Raw genomic sequence first — 13,267 nt, 5'->3', positions numbered from 1 at the left:
TGGCGCTATTGTGCGCCCCCATACTGAAAATCTCAACGCTTCGGATTTTGTAACTGACAGTTATTAAGCACAATTCTGTCTCGTTTATAGACCGTGGCGCTCTCGCCTTGCGACCAGAAAACATAAATCCCGTCGGTATAACGCGCGCCCGAGGCCGAGATTCCTTGCTTCAGGGTCAGCAGCTTATTGTCATAAACAAAACTGACCTCTTCACGCGGGTTATTGACTTTAACGGTAAGCGGCTTCTCATCACACTGGTATTCCAGCGTATCCGTTTGCATACGTTCAACAAATTGTTGATAAACGCTACAGCCGGTCAGCAGCACAGGTAAACACATTATTGCGATCTTTTTCATAGGCATATCCCGAAAGCTCTCCTGCTTCTGGAAGGGCAAACGCCCCTTCCTGACCTTGCTAGTTTACCGATATAGGGTCCGGGAAAAATTCAGTTAACTCTGAGTTATTGGGTTAGCCGGGTAAATAGCGCCTAAAACACTGGCTTCTGTAGCCCCCGTCACGGAAGGTAAATTTCCCGGCAGGCCCGCGAGCGTTCGCCAGGCAAGCCAGGCAAAGGCCAGCGCTTCCATATCATCGCCGCTGATCCCCGCCTCATCGGTGGTCGAAACCTCGATACCGGGCAACAGCGCCGCCAGACGGGCCATCACTAACGGATTCCGGCTTCCGCCGCCACAAACCATCAGCCGCTCGCAGCCGCCATTGAGCAGCACCTGTTGGGCGATGGAGACCGCCGTCAGCTCCGCCAGCGTGGCCTGTACATCGCGCGCGTCTGCGCCAGGGAAAGCCGTAAGATGACGCTCTAACCAGCCATAGTTGAAATATTCGCGTCCTGTACTTTTGGGCGCCGACGCAGCAAAGTACGGATCGCGCAACATCTTTTGCAGCAAGGGAAGAATAACCTGACCTTCTTTCGCCCATGCCGCATCTTTGTCGTAGGGCTGCGCGCATTGTCGCCAAATCCACGCATCCATCAACATATTACCCGGCCCCGTGTCGTACCCGCGCACCGCCTGTCCGGGGAAAAGCAGAGATAAATTGGCGATGCCGCCGATATTCAGGACCATACGTTTTTCCGTCGGATGTCCCAACAGCGCGTGATGGAAAGCGGGCACCAGCGGCGCGCCTTGTCCGCCCAGCGCAATATCCCGCCGCCGAAAATCGCCGACCACTGTAATCCCCGTATGGGCGACGATGTGATTATTATCGCCAATTTGCAGCGTATGCGGGGCCTCGCCGGTCGGTTCATGCCAGACCGTTTGCCCATGACAACCAATGGCGACGATATCCCGCGGCTGCAAACGTTGTTGCGCTAACAGCGCATTAACCGCCTGTGCAAAAAGCCGGCCTAACTGGGTATCCAGCTGGCCGAGTTGCGAGAGCGTAAGCGGTTGTCCCTGGCAAATATCGAGAATGCCTTTTTTCAGATGAACGGGAATGGGCCAGGTGAGACTTGCCTGTTGCGCTACCATTGTTTCATCAATTGCCGCCAGTACAACATCCACGCCATCAAGGCTGGTCCCGGACATAACGCCAATAAAACGGCCCGATTTCATACCTCTTCCTTATTAAGCTGGGTTAAGCCTTAACACTCGGCATAACGTATTTTGCAATGCGATGCCCGCGTCACGTTTTTTGCCGTGCCGTCCACGGATATCAATGACCTATCTTTTCTTGCTTCCCACTTCGTTTAAGATTAGTTAATTAACTTCTGATTATGATTTTTACATTCTTTTGGCAGAAGATATGACCTTAACTGCATAAATGCCATATAATTTAGCTATAGGGATGCTGAAATAGCGTTTCGTGAAGAACAGGAGATGGGTAAATGATTAAACGTGTACTGGCCGTTTCACTGATGGGGTTATCCTTAGCGGGGTGTGTTAACAATGATAGCCTTTCGGGTGATGTTTATACCGCATCCGAGGCTAAACAAGTTCAGAATGTAACGTACGGTACTATCGTTAACGTTCGTCCGGTTCAAATTCAGGGCGGTGATGATTCTAACGTGATTGGCGCTATCGGCGGCGCGGTGTTGGGCGGATTCCTCGGCAACACTATCGGCGGCGGTACGGGTCGTTCACTGGCGACCGCGGCAGGCGCGGTGGCTGGCGGCGTAGCGGGCCAGGGCGTCCAGAGCGCAATGAATAAAACCCAGGGTGTGGAACTGGAAATTCGTAAAGACGATGGCAACACCATTATGGTTGTGCAGAAACAAGGAAATACGCGTTTCTCGGCAGGTCAGCGTGTCGTGCTGGCCAGCAATGGCAGCCAGGTTACTGTCTCTCCACGCTAAACCAGGCTTTACGTGTGGTCACATGGCCACACGTATGCCCCTGCACCTCAATCGTGAGAGTGCAATTCCATAATGTTGTGTTCAAGTTTGGCGATAAGTTTAATCAGAAGCTCAATCTCCTCTGAAGAAATCCCAGCCAAAATTTCACCGCGCGTTTTATGAATGACCGCTTCCATCTCAGCGATCAGCGGCTCCGCTTTTTCGGTCAGTTTAATGCGCTTAGCGCGACGATCGCTGGCGCAGGTTTGCCGCGAAATTAGCCCCTTATCTTCAAGTTGATCCAACGTGCGTACCAGCGATGGCTGCTCAATGCCTATCGCTTTAGCCAATTGAATCTGCGACTGGTCAGGCGGCAATTGATGAATATTGTGCAACGTGACCCAATGTGTCTGCGTCAATTCCAGAGGCTTGAGGCGATGGTCAATCAGAGCACGCCAAATGCGCACCAACCGTGCCAGATCAGAACCTAGTGGCGATTCCAATTTCATCTCCTTATAATTAGCTTGCTAAGTTATTATGCTGATTTTAGAATAGTGTGCAGTATTTGTATTCTCAAAACAAATGTATTGCTAAATTTGCTTACCAATAGACATTTTTTCAGACATAGTGCGCACCTGGCACCTGTAGCTTCAGTTTTGGCTAAAACTAAAGCATCGATGTCTGACGCAAAGGAACATTGCTTGTGAAGTGTATACTCAACGCCACAGGATTGCCCTTACAAGATCTCATGTTGGGAGCATCTGTTTACTTTCCGCCATTCTTTAAAGCCTTTGCGCTTGGGTTCGTTATCTGGTTGTTTATTCACCGACTCCTGCGTGACCGGATATACTCTGATGAAATCTGGCATCCCCTGTTAATGGATCTCTCCCTCTTTACGCTTTGCGTATGTCTGGGCCTCGTTTTACTGATCGCGTGGTAAATATGTCGTTAAAAACAATAAAATATTTTTCTACTCTCATTGTCGCCGTCGTCGCCGTTCTGGCCGCGTGGTGGTTATGGAATTACTATATGCAGTCACCGTGGACACGCGATGGTAAAATCCGCGCGGAACAGGTCAGCGTAACGCCGCAGGTTTCTGGCAGCATTACCCAACTCAATATCAAAGATAATCAGTTCGTCAACGCCGGGGACGTTCTCTTTGTCATTGATAAAACGCCCTTCCATATTGCAGAACTTAACGCGCAGGCGCAGTTGGCCAAAGCGGAGTCCGATCTGGCAAAAGCGAATAATGAAGCCGATCGACGTCGACATTTATCGCGTAACTACATCTCTGCTGAAGATCTGGATAGCGCCAATCTGAATGTTAAAGCGATGCAGGCCAGCGTAGATGTCGCACTGGCGACGTTAAAACAGGCGCAGTGGCAGCTTAGCCAGACGGAAGTAAAAGCGCCGGTATCCGGCTGGGTGACCAACCTTTCCACACGTACCGGTGATTATGCCAGTACCGGTAAGCCGCTTTTCGCCCTGGTAGATAGCCATTCATTTTATGTAATGGGATATTTCGAAGAAACCAAACTACGCCATATCCGCGAAGGTGAGCCTGCATTAATAACACTGTATAGTGGCAATATTAAGTTACAGGGTCACGTTGGCAGCATCGGGCGCGCTATTTACGACCAAAGCGTGGAAAGCGACTCCGGTTTAGTGCCCGATATCAAACCCAACGTACCGTGGGTACGTCTGGCGCAACGCGTACCGGTACGTATCGAATTTGACGCTTTGCCGCAGGATATCACGCTCGTCTCCGGCACTACCTGCAGCGTAGCCATTGGACAGCGGTAATGAAACTCTCCCTGCAGGCCCTGCGAAATACGCCCTGGTTTAAAGCAACCTCCGGCCAGTGGCGTTACGCGTTGCGCAATACCATTGCTATGTGTCTCGCGCTGACATTCGCTTATTATCTCAATCTGGATGAGCCCTACTGGGCGATGACTTCGGCCGCAGTGGTGAGCTTTCCGACCGTAGGCGGCGTAATCAGTAAAAGTCTGGGGCGTATTGCCGGGAGTTTACTCGGCGCGACCGCCGCGTTAATTATTGCCGGCCATACGCTGAATGAACCCTGGTTGTTCTTGTTTAGCATGGCCGCCTGGATCGGTTTTTGTACCTGGGCCTGCGCGCATTTTACCAATAATGCCGCTTATGCTTTCCAGTTGTCCGGCTACACGGCGGCAATCATCGCGTTCCCGATGGTTAATATTGTAGAAATCACGCAGTTGTGGGATATCGCCCAGGCACGTGTATGTGAAGTTATCGTCGGCATCCTCTGTGGCGGCATGATGATGATGATCCTGCCCAGCACATCGGATGGCACAGCCCTGCTCACCGCGTTGAAAAACATGCATGCGCGCTTGCTGGAACATGCCAGTCTACTTTGGCAGCCGGAGACTACCGACGCCATCCGCTCCGCGCATGAGGGCGTCATTGGGCAAATCCTGACCATGAACCTGCTGCGTATTCAGGCCTTCTGGAGTCACTACCGTTTTCGCCGCCAGAATGCATTGCTAAATGCATTGTTACACCAGCAATTACGGCTAACCAGCGTGATCTCCAGTCTGCGTAGAATGCTTTTAAACTGGCCGACGCCGCCGGAAAACAGCCGCGAAGTTATTGAACAACTCTTAGCTGCGCTGGCGAAACCGCGCGTGGACAGCTACACCGTGGCGCGGATTATTGCGCCGCTACGCCCGCAGGATGAACAGGATTATCGTCACCTCGCGTTCTGGCAGCGATTACGCTATTTTTGCCACTTATATCTGCGCAGCAGCCGCCAGTTATATCTGATCGAAAGCGGCGCGCCGGTGGATCAAATCCATATCCGCCGCACTCCCGGCCTTGCGCGGCATACGGATAACGCAGAGGCCATCTGGAGCGGCGTGCGTACCTTTTGCACGCTCACGGTGATTGGCGCCTGGAGTATTGGCGCGCAATGGGAATCCGGGCCCGGCGCATTAACCCTGGCGGCGATCAGTTGTGTCCTCTACTCCATCGTCGCCACGCCGTTTAAGTCGCTCACCTTATTGATGCGAACTTTAGTGCTGCTGTCCTTATTCAGCTTCGTGGTGAAATTTGGCCTGATGGTGCAAATCACCGATCTGTGGCAATTCTTGCTTTTCCTTTTTCCGCTGTTCGTCACGATGCAACTGCTTAAACTGCAGATGCCTAAGCTGGCGGGACTGTGGGGGCAGCTTATCGTTTTTATGGGCTCATTCATCGCCGTGACCAATCCGCCGGTGTACGACTTCGCCGACTTCCTTAACGATAATACCGCCAAGATCGTCGGCGTCGCGATTTCCTGGCTGGCGTTTGCGATTTTACGCCCCGGTTCCGATGCCGTAAAAAGTCGCCGCCATATCCGCGCGCTACGCCGGGATTTCGTCGATCAGCTTAGCCGTCATCCTTCCCATAGCGAAAGCGAGTTTGAATCGCTGACCTATCATCACGTCAGTCAGCTCAGCAATAGCCAGGATGCGCTGGCGCGCCGGTGGTTATTACGTTGGGGAGTGGTACTGCTGAACTGCTCGCATGTGGTGTGGCAGCTGCGCGCCTGGGAGTCGCGTTCCGATCCGCTTTCCCGGGTGCGGGATATTTGTATATCCCTGCTGCGTGATGTGATGAGCGAGCGCGGCGTGCAGCAACGCCCGCTTGCCGTCACGCTACAGGAATTACAGCGTATCTGCGACACGCTCGCACATCATCATCAGCCCGCCGCGCATGAGCTGGCGGCGATTATCTGGCGTTTACACTGTTCGCTGTCGCAGCTGGAACAGGCTCCAGCGCAGGGAACACTGTCTCCGGGTTATTTAATGACGCCGCAGGCGTAACGCATTCCGCCGCCGCCGAGCGGTTTCGGCTGATCGGACATGTTATCGCCGCCCACATGGATCATGAGCGCTTTATCTTTCACTTCATCAAGAGACTTCAGACGCGGCGCAGTAACCGGTTCGGTGGCGATACCATCATTATTAACGACTAACACCGGGAGGTCGCCCAGATGCCCCTGGCCTTCCGGTCCTTCATGCTTGCCGGTATTTTGTGGGTCCAGATGACCACCAGCGGCCTCTGCGGCAACTGCTTTGCCGTCTTTAATCGCGGGCTGGCAGCTACCGTTGGCATGAATGTGAAAACCATGCTCGCCCGGCGGTAACGCTTTAAGGTGTGGGGTAAATTTTAAGCCGCCTTCGGTTTCATCGATGACGACGGTGCCGATAGACTGTCCTACGCCTTGCGCCGTCACCAGGTTCATCTCTACTTTCTCGCTGGCGGCCTGCGCACCCGCACAGGCCAGCAGCGTCACCATCGCTAAACTTAATCGCTTCATAAAACCTCCGTTACATGTGGTCGTCTGTTAAGTGTAAACCACTGGCGAAAACATGAACGGAAAGTCAACGAGTTGGCGATTACGGCACGTCATAACCCAGTGCCGCCTTGCGGATTCGGAACCACTGTTGACGCGACAATGACAACGTTTCCGCTTCTAGTGCGGCGCGTACGCGTTCGATTTTACCCGAGCCAATAATCGGCAGCGGCTGCGACGGCAAACGTAAAATCCAGGCATAGACCACCTGTTCAATAGAACTGGCGTTGAGTTCTTGCGCGATAACGGAAAGTTCCTGGCGCAACGGCTGATAAGCCTCATCATTAAACAGCCGACCGCCGCCAAGACATGACCAGGCCATCGGACGAATACGCAGTTGCTGTAATTGATCTAATGTGCCGTCCAGCAACAAAGGCTGATGAACCGGCGAGATCTCCACCTGATTGGTCGCCAGGGTGAACGGCAGGCGCGATTGCAGCAACGTAAATTGCGCTGGCGTAAAATTAGAAACGCCAAAATGGCGTACTTTGCCGCTTTGGTGCAGATGTTGAAACGCCTCGGCGACGTCATCCGCATCCATTAACGGATCGGGACGGTGAATTAACAACATATCCAGATAATCTGTCGCCAGATTTTTTAATGACTGTTCGGCGCTCAGAATAATATGCCGGCGATCGGTAATATAATGACCGAGCCTATTTTCCGCTCTGGCGGTGGTCGCAATACCGCATTTGGTAACGATTTGCAGTTTTTCCCGCAAATGCGGCGCCAGCGTTAGCGCCTCGCCAAACGCCGCTTCGCACTGATAACCGCCATAAATGTCCGCATGGTCAACGGTAGTGACGCCCAAATCCAGATGTTCTTCGATAAAACTCACTAACTGCCGCGCGGACATATTCCAGTCCATCAAACGCCAATAACCCATGACAAAACGCGAAAACTCCGGGCCTTGTGGAGCGATGGTGACACGCTGAACCATAACAGATTCCTCATAGAGAATAATGAGGTTGAGTATACGCAATTCTGCGTTTAAAAGAGTGAAGGTTGTTGAGGATCTTCCGATGGGAGAGGCTTGTTTGCGCGTATTTTACGCAAGAAACGCTGGCGACAAAGCCGCAGTACATTTTGTTTCTCGGCATCGCTCATTTTTTGCCAGTTAAAGCGTTCGTCGCGGCTGCGCATACATCCCCGACAAAAGCCACGCTCATCAGACTGGCAGATACCGCGACATGGGCTTGCTACAGGAAAAAACTCCAACTGCTCGGCCACATCCCCTCCTCAACGTTTGGCGCTTATGACTATTGAAGACGCTAACTGACATTATGGCAACTCTGCTTGCAGTAGACCGACTGGTCTACTATACTGCCTGTCATGAATAAGCAAACCGAACACGATACCCGCGAACATCTGCTGGCCACCGGCGAGCAGCTTTGTATGCAACGGGGTTTTACCGGCATGGGGCTTAGCGAGTTGCTCAAAACCGCCCAGGTGCCTAAAGGGTCGTTTTATCACTACTTTCGCTCGAAAGAAGCCTTCGGCGTCGCCATGCTTGAACGACATTACGCCTGCTATCATCAGCGTCTTACGGCGCACTTCACCTCCGGTCCCGGTAATCATCGCGATCGTCTTCTCGCCTGGTATCAGGAAACGTTAAAGCAGTTTTGCCAGCAAGGCACCATCAGCGGTTGCCTGACGGTGAAACTGTCAGCGGAAGTCTGCGATCTGTCGGAGGATATGCGCTCTACGATGGATAAAGGGGCGCAGGAGATCATGGCACTGCTTGCACGCGCGCTGGAAGATGGCCGTAATAGCCACTGTTTACATTTCACCGGCCAGCCGTTGCCACAGGCGCAGGTACTTTATGCCCTGTGGCTGGGCGCCAATTTGCAGGCCAAAATATCCCGTAGCGCCGCGCCGCTGGAAAATGCGTTGGCGCATGTTAAGACCATCATTGCAACGCCTGAGCAGTAACAGGCGTTTTTATTTCCTTTATTACAAGACGACCGGTCTACTTATATCAGGAGCCACTATGCCATCAGCAAAATTGTTTACCCCCCTCAAGGTGGGTGCCATCACGGCGACAAATCGCGTATTTATGGCGCCTTTGACGCGTTTGCGGAGTATTGAACCGGGCGACATTCCTACGCCGTTAATGGCGGAATATTACCGTCAACGCGCCAGCGCCGGATTGATCATCAGCGAAGCCACACAAATCTCCGCACAGGCGAAAGGCTATGCCGGCGCACCGGGATTACACAGCGATGAGCAGATCGCCGCCTGGAAAAAAATCACTCAGGGAGTCCATGCCCAGGGCGGCCATATGGCGGTGCAACTGTGGCATACGGGCCGTATTTCACACGCCAGCCTGCAACCAGGCGGACAAGCGCCCGTCGCGCCATCCGCTATCAATGCGGGAACCCGCACCTCTTTGCGTGACGAAAACGGCCAGGCCATCCGCGTAGAGACTTCCACGCCGCGCGCGCTGGATACTCACGAGATCCCCGGGATCGTCAACGATTTCCGCCAGGCTATCGCCAATGCCCGAGAGGCAGGCTTCGATCTGGTGGAGCTGCACTCCGCGCACGGTTATCTGCTGCACCAGTTCCTCTCACCGTCTTCTAATCACCGTACCGATCAGTACGGCGGCAGCGTAGAGAATCGCGCCCGTCTGGTGCTGGAGGTGGTTGATGCCGGCATTAAGGAATGGGGCGCGGACCGTATCGGCATCCGCCTTTCTCCTGTCGGCACTTTCCAGAATGTCGATAACGGCCCGAATGAAGAAGCTGACGCCCTTTATCTGATTGAAGCGTTAGGCAAACGCGGCATTGCTTATCTGCATATGTCTGAACCAGACTGGGCGGGCGGCGAACCGTACAGCGACGCGTTCCGTGAAAAAGTGCGCGCACGTTTCCACGGTCCCATCATCGGCGCTGGCGCCTATACGCCAGAAAAAGCGGAAGATCTGATCGAAAAAGGGCTGATTGACGCCGTGGCGTTTGGTCGCGATTACATCGCTAACCCGGATCTGGTAGCGCGTCTGCAATGTAAAGCGAAACTCAATCCACAGCGTCCCGAAAGTTTTTATGGCGGCGGCGCGGAAGGCTACACTGACTACCCTACTCTGTAATTTCATTGATAGCGGCCTCACATCGCCGCTATACTTTGAATATCTTGACTATTTTAAGGACAACGAAAATGCGTTTATTGCATACTATGCTGCGCGTCGGCGATTTGCAGCGTTCCATCGCTTTTTACACTAACGTTCTGGGCATGAAATTGCTGCGTACCAGTGAGAATCCGGAATACAAATACTCGCTGGCCTTTGTGGGATATGGTCCGGAAACGGAAGAAGCGGTCATCGAACTAACCTATAACTGGGGCGTTGAGAGCTACGACATGGGCAATGCGTACGGGCATATCGCGCTGAGCGTTGACAATGCTGCTGAAGCCTGTGAACGCATTCGTCAAAACGGCGGCAACGTGACCCGTGAAGCGGGGCCGGTAAAAGGCGGTTCGACCGTCATCGCCTTCGTTGAAGATCCGGATGGCTATAAAATCGAATTGATTGAAGCTAAAGACGCAGGCCGCGGTCTGGGTAACTGATCCCCCGCCGGGCGCAGGTCACTGCGCCCGTTGTTTTACTGCATCCCGGCGTAAAATTTGCCATAATACGCGCTGCATTTTTTCGTATTAAGAGACTCAGATGTCCGATAACGCTCAACTTTCCGGTCTGTGCGACCGTTTTCGTGGTTTTTATCCTGTCGTCATCGACGTTGAAACTGCAGGATTTAACGCTAAAACCGATGCGCTGCTCGAAATCGCCGCCATCACGCTGAAAATGGATGAACAAGGCTGGCTGATGCCGGACATGACGCTGCATTTCCATGTGGAGCCATTCGCTGGAGCCAACTTACAGCCGGAAGCGCTCGCGTTTAACGGTATCGATCCCTCTAACCCGCTACGCGGCGCGGTGAGTGAATATGAGGCGCTGCATGCTATTTTCAAAATGGTGCGTAAAGGTATCAAAGACAGCGGTTGTAGCCGCGCCATTATGGTCGCGCATAACGCCACTTTTGATCACAGTTTTATGATGGCCGCCGCAGAGCGCGCCTCGCTGAAACGTAACCCGTTTCATCCGTTCGTCACCTTTGATACTGCGGCATTGAGCGGACTGGCGCTGGGACAAACGGTGTTGTCAAAAGCGTGCCTGGCGGCAGGTATGGAGTTTGACGGCGAAAAGGCCCATTCCGCTTTGTATGATACCGAGCGGACAGCGGTACTGTTTTGTGAAATCGTCAATCGCTGGAAGCGCCTGGGCGGCTGGCCGTTACCTTTGCCGACGGACAAATAACGTGGCTAACGACGCCGCTTTTGCTCACGATGGCAGTAAAAAAGCGACCTTTACAGGTCGCTTTCTCCTTTCACAGATTACTCTGCGTCCGGCTCCTGAGTTTTATATTTTGCCGCAGTTTCTTTAATAAGCTGCTGCAACTCACCACGCTGATACATTTCAATCACAATATCACACCCGCCGACCAGCTCGCCGTCCACCCACAGTTGTGGGAATGTCGGCCAGTTGGCGTATTTCGGTAATTCAGCGCGAATATCCGGGTTTTGCAGGATATCAACATAGGCAAAACGTTCCCCGCAGGCTGAAAGCGCCTGAACGGCCTGCGCAGAGAAACCACAGCTTGGCAGTTTCGGTGAACCTTTCATATACAGGAGAATCGGGTTTTCAGCGATCTGGCGCTGAATTTTTTCGATAGTGGTGCTCATTGTCTCGCTTCCTTAAACTACTTTTACGACTGAAGCCTGTCATTGTAACGGGTCAGGCTGGCAACGGAAAATAACATTTTCATCATGCCTTATTATTTTACCGTCTGCGGGAATAAGTTGTATACAAAATATCTTTTAAGCGGGTTGCCACGCTGTGATTTGTAGATAACGCGTTCGTGTTTAGCATTAATTGCTATTTTTTTTACATCTGTTAACGAAACACAGCTTCAGAAACCAAAAGCAATTACCAATCTGTGCTTTTGTAGATTAGAATTATCAGGTTTTGTAAATCATACGCAGGCATGAATCGCCTGCCTTTAACAGAGGATTGCTCAGTGGCGCGGATAAACAAAATCTCGATCACGCTCTGTGCTTTACTTTTTACTACTCTCCCTTTTACGCCAATGGCCCATGCTTCCAGGCAAGCCAAAGCGACGCCTGCTGTTTCTCATGTCACGAAAACGGCAGATAAAAAGAAAAGCACAACGAAAAAGATCAGTAAAACCAGCAAAAAAAACGTAAAAAAAACCTCAAAAAACAGCCGTTCTTCTTCCGCTTCTACGCCAAAACGTACCACCGCCTCCACGAAATCTCGTCATACGACGCATCGCCGGAACAGAACCGCGCCCACGTCAATCGCCGCCCTCGACGTAACGGAAAAATGCACAACGCGTAAAGGCCGTAAGCCGCACTGCGTGAAGGGGAAAGGAACATTGCCGGTCTCTATTGCCGATGCGCATCGTGCAAAAGTACAAAAAGCGACGAAAACCGCGATGTCCAAACTCATGAATCAGATTGGTAAACCGTATCACTGGGGAGGTGCGTCGCCGCGCACCGGTTTTGATTGCAGCGGTCTGGTGTATTATGCCTATAAAGATTTAGTGAAGATCCGTATCCCCCGAACGGCGAATGAGATGTATCACCTGCGTGACGCGGCGCCCATTGAGCGTAGCGAGTTGAAAAACGGCGATCTGGTGTTCTTCCGTACGCAGGGGCGCGGCACCGCCGATCACGTTGGCGTCTATGTCGGCAACGGTAAGTTTATCCAGTCTCCGCGCAGCGGTCAGGAAATTAAGATCACCTCACTGAACGAAGAGTACTGGCAGCGTCATTATGTCGGCGCCCGTCGGGTGATGACGCCTAAAACAATTCGCTAATATTTTATCCTGTCGTTTAACGACAGGATAACTTCTTCTTTTGCGCCACCTCTCAATTTGCTACCCTATCCTTACGCGCACCAGGGTTATTGTGCGTGCGCAATATTAATAATAAGGAGAGAAGCAATGTCGTTCGAATTACCTGCATTACCGTATGCCAAAGATGCTCTGGCACCGCATATTTCTGCTGAGACGCTGGAATATCACTATGGCAAACATCATCAGACTTACGTGACCAATCTTAACAATTTGATCAAAGGCACGGCGTTTGAAGGCAAATCGCTGGAAGAGATCGTGCGAGCCTCCGAAGGCGGTATCTTTAATAACGCCGCTCAGGTATGGAACCACACCTTCTACTGGAACTGCCTGGCGCCAAACGCTGGCGGCGAACCGACCGGGAAACTGGCTGATGCTATCGCGGCATCTTTTGGCAGCTTCGCAGAATTTAAAGCGCAGTTCACCGATGCCGCTATCAAAAACTTTGGTTCCGGATGGACATGGCTGGTAAAAAGCGCTGATGGCAAACTGGCTATCGTTTCTACCTCAAATGCCGGTACGCCGCTGACTACGGATGCAACGCCGTTGCTGACGGTTGATGTGTGGGAACACGCGTATTACATCGACTACCGCAACGCCCGTCCAAACTATCTGGAGCATTTCTGGGCGCTGGTTAACTGGGAATTTGTTGCGAAAAATCTCGCCGCATAA

At 52.3% G+C, this 13,267-nt stretch carries 17 protein-coding genes; 10 read left to right on the top strand and 7 right to left on the bottom strand.

What is annotated here, in order from left to right; all coding sequences use genetic code 11:
• Positions 1-32 precede the first annotated feature (32 nt).
• Complete coding sequence (mliC, locus tag J4614_RS02245) at positions 33-362, bottom strand: C-type lysozyme inhibitor (protein ID WP_001132086.1); 330 nt, start codon at positions 360-362, stop codon at positions 33-35.
• Between the two features lie 87 nt (positions 363-449).
• Positions 450-1,571 (bottom strand): anhydro-N-acetylmuramic acid kinase, encoded by a 1,122-nt coding sequence (gene anmK, locus J4614_RS02240; protein WP_111769298.1) that lies wholly within the window; start codon positions 1,569-1,571, stop codon positions 450-452.
• 272 nt (positions 1,572-1,843) lie between these two features.
• On the opposite strand from anmK, the gene slyB reads away from it, so the two are divergent.
• A complete protein-coding gene (slyB, locus tag J4614_RS02235) occupies positions 1,844-2,311 on the top strand; it encodes an outer membrane lipoprotein SlyB (protein WP_000597179.1) in 468 nt (155 codons plus the stop codon).
• Between the two features lie 47 nt (positions 2,312-2,358).
• Here slyB and slyA read toward each other — a convergent pair whose 3' ends face one another.
• On the bottom strand, positions 2,359-2,799 hold the full coding sequence (slyA, locus tag J4614_RS02230) for a transcriptional regulator SlyA (protein WP_000764551.1): 441 nt from the start codon (positions 2,797-2,799) through the stop codon (positions 2,359-2,361).
• A 194-nt stretch (positions 2,800-2,993) separates the two neighbouring features.
• Between slyA and J4614_RS02225 the strand changes: the two genes are divergently transcribed.
• From J4614_RS02225 to J4614_RS02215, 3 genes are read left to right on the top strand one after another with little or no spacing between them, the layout of a single operon-like run.
• The gene (locus J4614_RS02225; RefSeq protein ID WP_000649755.1) at positions 2,994-3,230 is read left to right on the top strand and encodes a DUF1656 domain-containing protein; all 237 of its coding nucleotides are present in this window, start codon (positions 2,994-2,996) and stop codon (positions 3,228-3,230) included.
• 2 nt (positions 3,231-3,232) lie between these two features.
• The gene (locus tag J4614_RS02220; protein WP_023252022.1) at positions 3,233-4,093 is read left to right on the top strand and encodes an HlyD family secretion protein; all 861 of its coding nucleotides are present in this window, start codon (positions 3,233-3,235) and stop codon (positions 4,091-4,093) included.
• Positions 4,093-6,132 (top strand): FUSC family protein, encoded by a 2,040-nt coding sequence (locus J4614_RS02215; protein WP_208293042.1) that lies wholly within the window; start codon positions 4,093-4,095, stop codon positions 6,130-6,132. The genes J4614_RS02220 and J4614_RS02215 overlap by 1 nt, the downstream gene beginning before the upstream one ends.
• On the opposite strand, the gene sodC2 is transcribed toward J4614_RS02215, so the two are convergent.
• From sodC2 to J4614_RS02200, 3 genes are all read right to left on the bottom strand, one after another.
• Positions 6,108-6,629, bottom strand: coding sequence for a superoxide dismutase [Cu-Zn] SodC2 (gene sodC2, locus J4614_RS02210; RefSeq protein WP_000826820.1), 522 nt, complete (start codon positions 6,627-6,629; stop codon positions 6,108-6,110). The two genes, J4614_RS02215 and sodC2, sit on opposite strands and share 25 nt — an antisense overlap.
• A gap of 79 nt (positions 6,630-6,708) precedes the next feature.
• A complete protein-coding gene (locus J4614_RS02205) occupies positions 6,709-7,605 on the bottom strand; it encodes an aldo/keto reductase family oxidoreductase (RefSeq protein ID WP_000250721.1) in 897 nt (298 codons plus the stop codon).
• 50 nt (positions 7,606-7,655) lie between these two features.
• Positions 7,656-7,895 (bottom strand): DUF1289 domain-containing protein, encoded by a 240-nt coding sequence (locus J4614_RS02200; RefSeq protein ID WP_001538148.1) that lies wholly within the window; start codon positions 7,893-7,895, stop codon positions 7,656-7,658.
• A 102-nt stretch (positions 7,896-7,997) separates the two neighbouring features.
• Between J4614_RS02200 and J4614_RS02195 the strand changes: the two genes are divergently transcribed.
• The 4 genes from J4614_RS02195 to rnt all read left to right on the top strand — a co-directional run bounded on the left by J4614_RS02195 (position 7,998) and on the right by rnt (position 10,977).
• Complete coding sequence (locus J4614_RS02195) at positions 7,998-8,597, top strand: TetR/AcrR family transcriptional regulator (RefSeq protein ID WP_001041827.1); 600 nt, start codon at positions 7,998-8,000, stop codon at positions 8,595-8,597.
• A gap of 58 nt (positions 8,598-8,655) precedes the next feature.
• Entirely contained in the window at positions 8,656-9,753 is a 1,098-nt protein-coding gene (locus J4614_RS02190; RefSeq protein WP_023217064.1) for an alkene reductase, read from the top strand.
• A gap of 68 nt (positions 9,754-9,821) precedes the next feature.
• Positions 9,822-10,229, top strand: coding sequence for a lactoylglutathione lyase (gloA, locus tag J4614_RS02185; RefSeq protein WP_001237789.1), 408 nt, complete (start codon positions 9,822-9,824; stop codon positions 10,227-10,229).
• A gap of 100 nt (positions 10,230-10,329) precedes the next feature.
• Positions 10,330-10,977: a ribonuclease T gene (gene rnt, locus J4614_RS02180; protein ID WP_001282267.1), complete on the top strand. Its 648-nt coding sequence runs from the start codon at positions 10,330-10,332 to the stop codon at positions 10,975-10,977.
• Between the two features lie 77 nt (positions 10,978-11,054).
• Here the strand turns inward: rnt and grxD are convergent, their stop codons facing one another.
• On the bottom strand, positions 11,055-11,402 hold the full coding sequence (gene grxD / locus J4614_RS02175; RefSeq protein WP_000108176.1) for a monothiol glutaredoxin 4: 348 nt from the start codon (positions 11,400-11,402) through the stop codon (positions 11,055-11,057).
• A gap of 335 nt (positions 11,403-11,737) precedes the next feature.
• On the opposite strand from grxD, the gene J4614_RS02170 reads away from it, so the two are divergent.
• Positions 11,738-12,559, top strand: a complete 822-nt coding sequence (locus tag J4614_RS02170) for a C40 family peptidase (RefSeq protein ID WP_023220693.1) — start codon at positions 11,738-11,740, stop codon at positions 12,557-12,559.
• Between the two features lie 126 nt (positions 12,560-12,685).
• Positions 12,686-13,267, top strand: a complete 582-nt coding sequence (sodB, locus tag J4614_RS02165; RefSeq protein WP_000007294.1) for a superoxide dismutase [Fe] — start codon at positions 12,686-12,688, stop codon at positions 13,265-13,267.

This window comes from Salmonella sp. 32031103-2018-00083-FB-01-SM-01 (genome assembly GCF_017571995.1).
GTDB lineage: Bacteria > Pseudomonadota > Gammaproteobacteria > Enterobacterales > Enterobacteriaceae > Salmonella > Salmonella enterica.
Note: the sequence above shows the minus strand (reverse complement) of the source record. Positions and strands in the feature narration are given on the sequence as shown.

What these genes read in the sequence shown, in the direction of transcription:
- mliC (WP_001132086.1), bottom strand. Translation starts at nt 362, where the DNA reads ATGCCTATGAAAAAGATCGCAATAATGTGTTTACCTGTGCTGCTGACC.
- anmK (WP_111769298.1), bottom strand. Translation starts at nt 1,571, where the DNA reads ATGAAATCGGGCCGTTTTATTGGCGTTATGTCCGGGACCAGCCTTGAT.
- sodB (WP_000007294.1), top strand. Translation starts at nt 12,686, where the DNA reads ATGTCGTTCGAATTACCTGCATTACCGTATGCCAAAGATGCTCTGGCA.
- J4614_RS02215 (WP_208293042.1), top strand. Translation starts at nt 4,093, where the DNA reads ATGAAACTCTCCCTGCAGGCCCTGCGAAATACGCCCTGGTTTAAAGCA.
- slyB (WP_000597179.1), top strand. Translation starts at nt 1,844, where the DNA reads ATGATTAAACGTGTACTGGCCGTTTCACTGATGGGGTTATCCTTAGCG.
- J4614_RS02190 (WP_023217064.1), top strand. Translation starts at nt 8,656, where the DNA reads ATGCCATCAGCAAAATTGTTTACCCCCCTCAAGGTGGGTGCCATCACG.
- J4614_RS02195 (WP_001041827.1), top strand. Translation starts at nt 7,998, where the DNA reads ATGAATAAGCAAACCGAACACGATACCCGCGAACATCTGCTGGCCACC.
- rnt (WP_001282267.1), top strand. Translation starts at nt 10,330, where the DNA reads ATGTCCGATAACGCTCAACTTTCCGGTCTGTGCGACCGTTTTCGTGGT.
- slyA (WP_000764551.1), bottom strand. Translation starts at nt 2,799, where the DNA reads ATGAAATTGGAATCGCCACTAGGTTCTGATCTGGCACGGTTGGTGCGC.
- J4614_RS02205 (WP_000250721.1), bottom strand. Translation starts at nt 7,605, where the DNA reads ATGGTTCAGCGTGTCACCATCGCTCCACAAGGCCCGGAGTTTTCGCGT.
- gloA (WP_001237789.1), top strand. Translation starts at nt 9,822, where the DNA reads ATGCGTTTATTGCATACTATGCTGCGCGTCGGCGATTTGCAGCGTTCC.
- J4614_RS02220 (WP_023252022.1), top strand. Translation starts at nt 3,233, where the DNA reads ATGTCGTTAAAAACAATAAAATATTTTTCTACTCTCATTGTCGCCGTC.
- grxD (WP_000108176.1), bottom strand. Translation starts at nt 11,402, where the DNA reads ATGAGCACCACTATCGAAAAAATTCAGCGCCAGATCGCTGAAAACCCG.
- sodC2 (WP_000826820.1), bottom strand. Translation starts at nt 6,629, where the DNA reads ATGAAGCGATTAAGTTTAGCGATGGTGACGCTGCTGGCCTGTGCGGGT.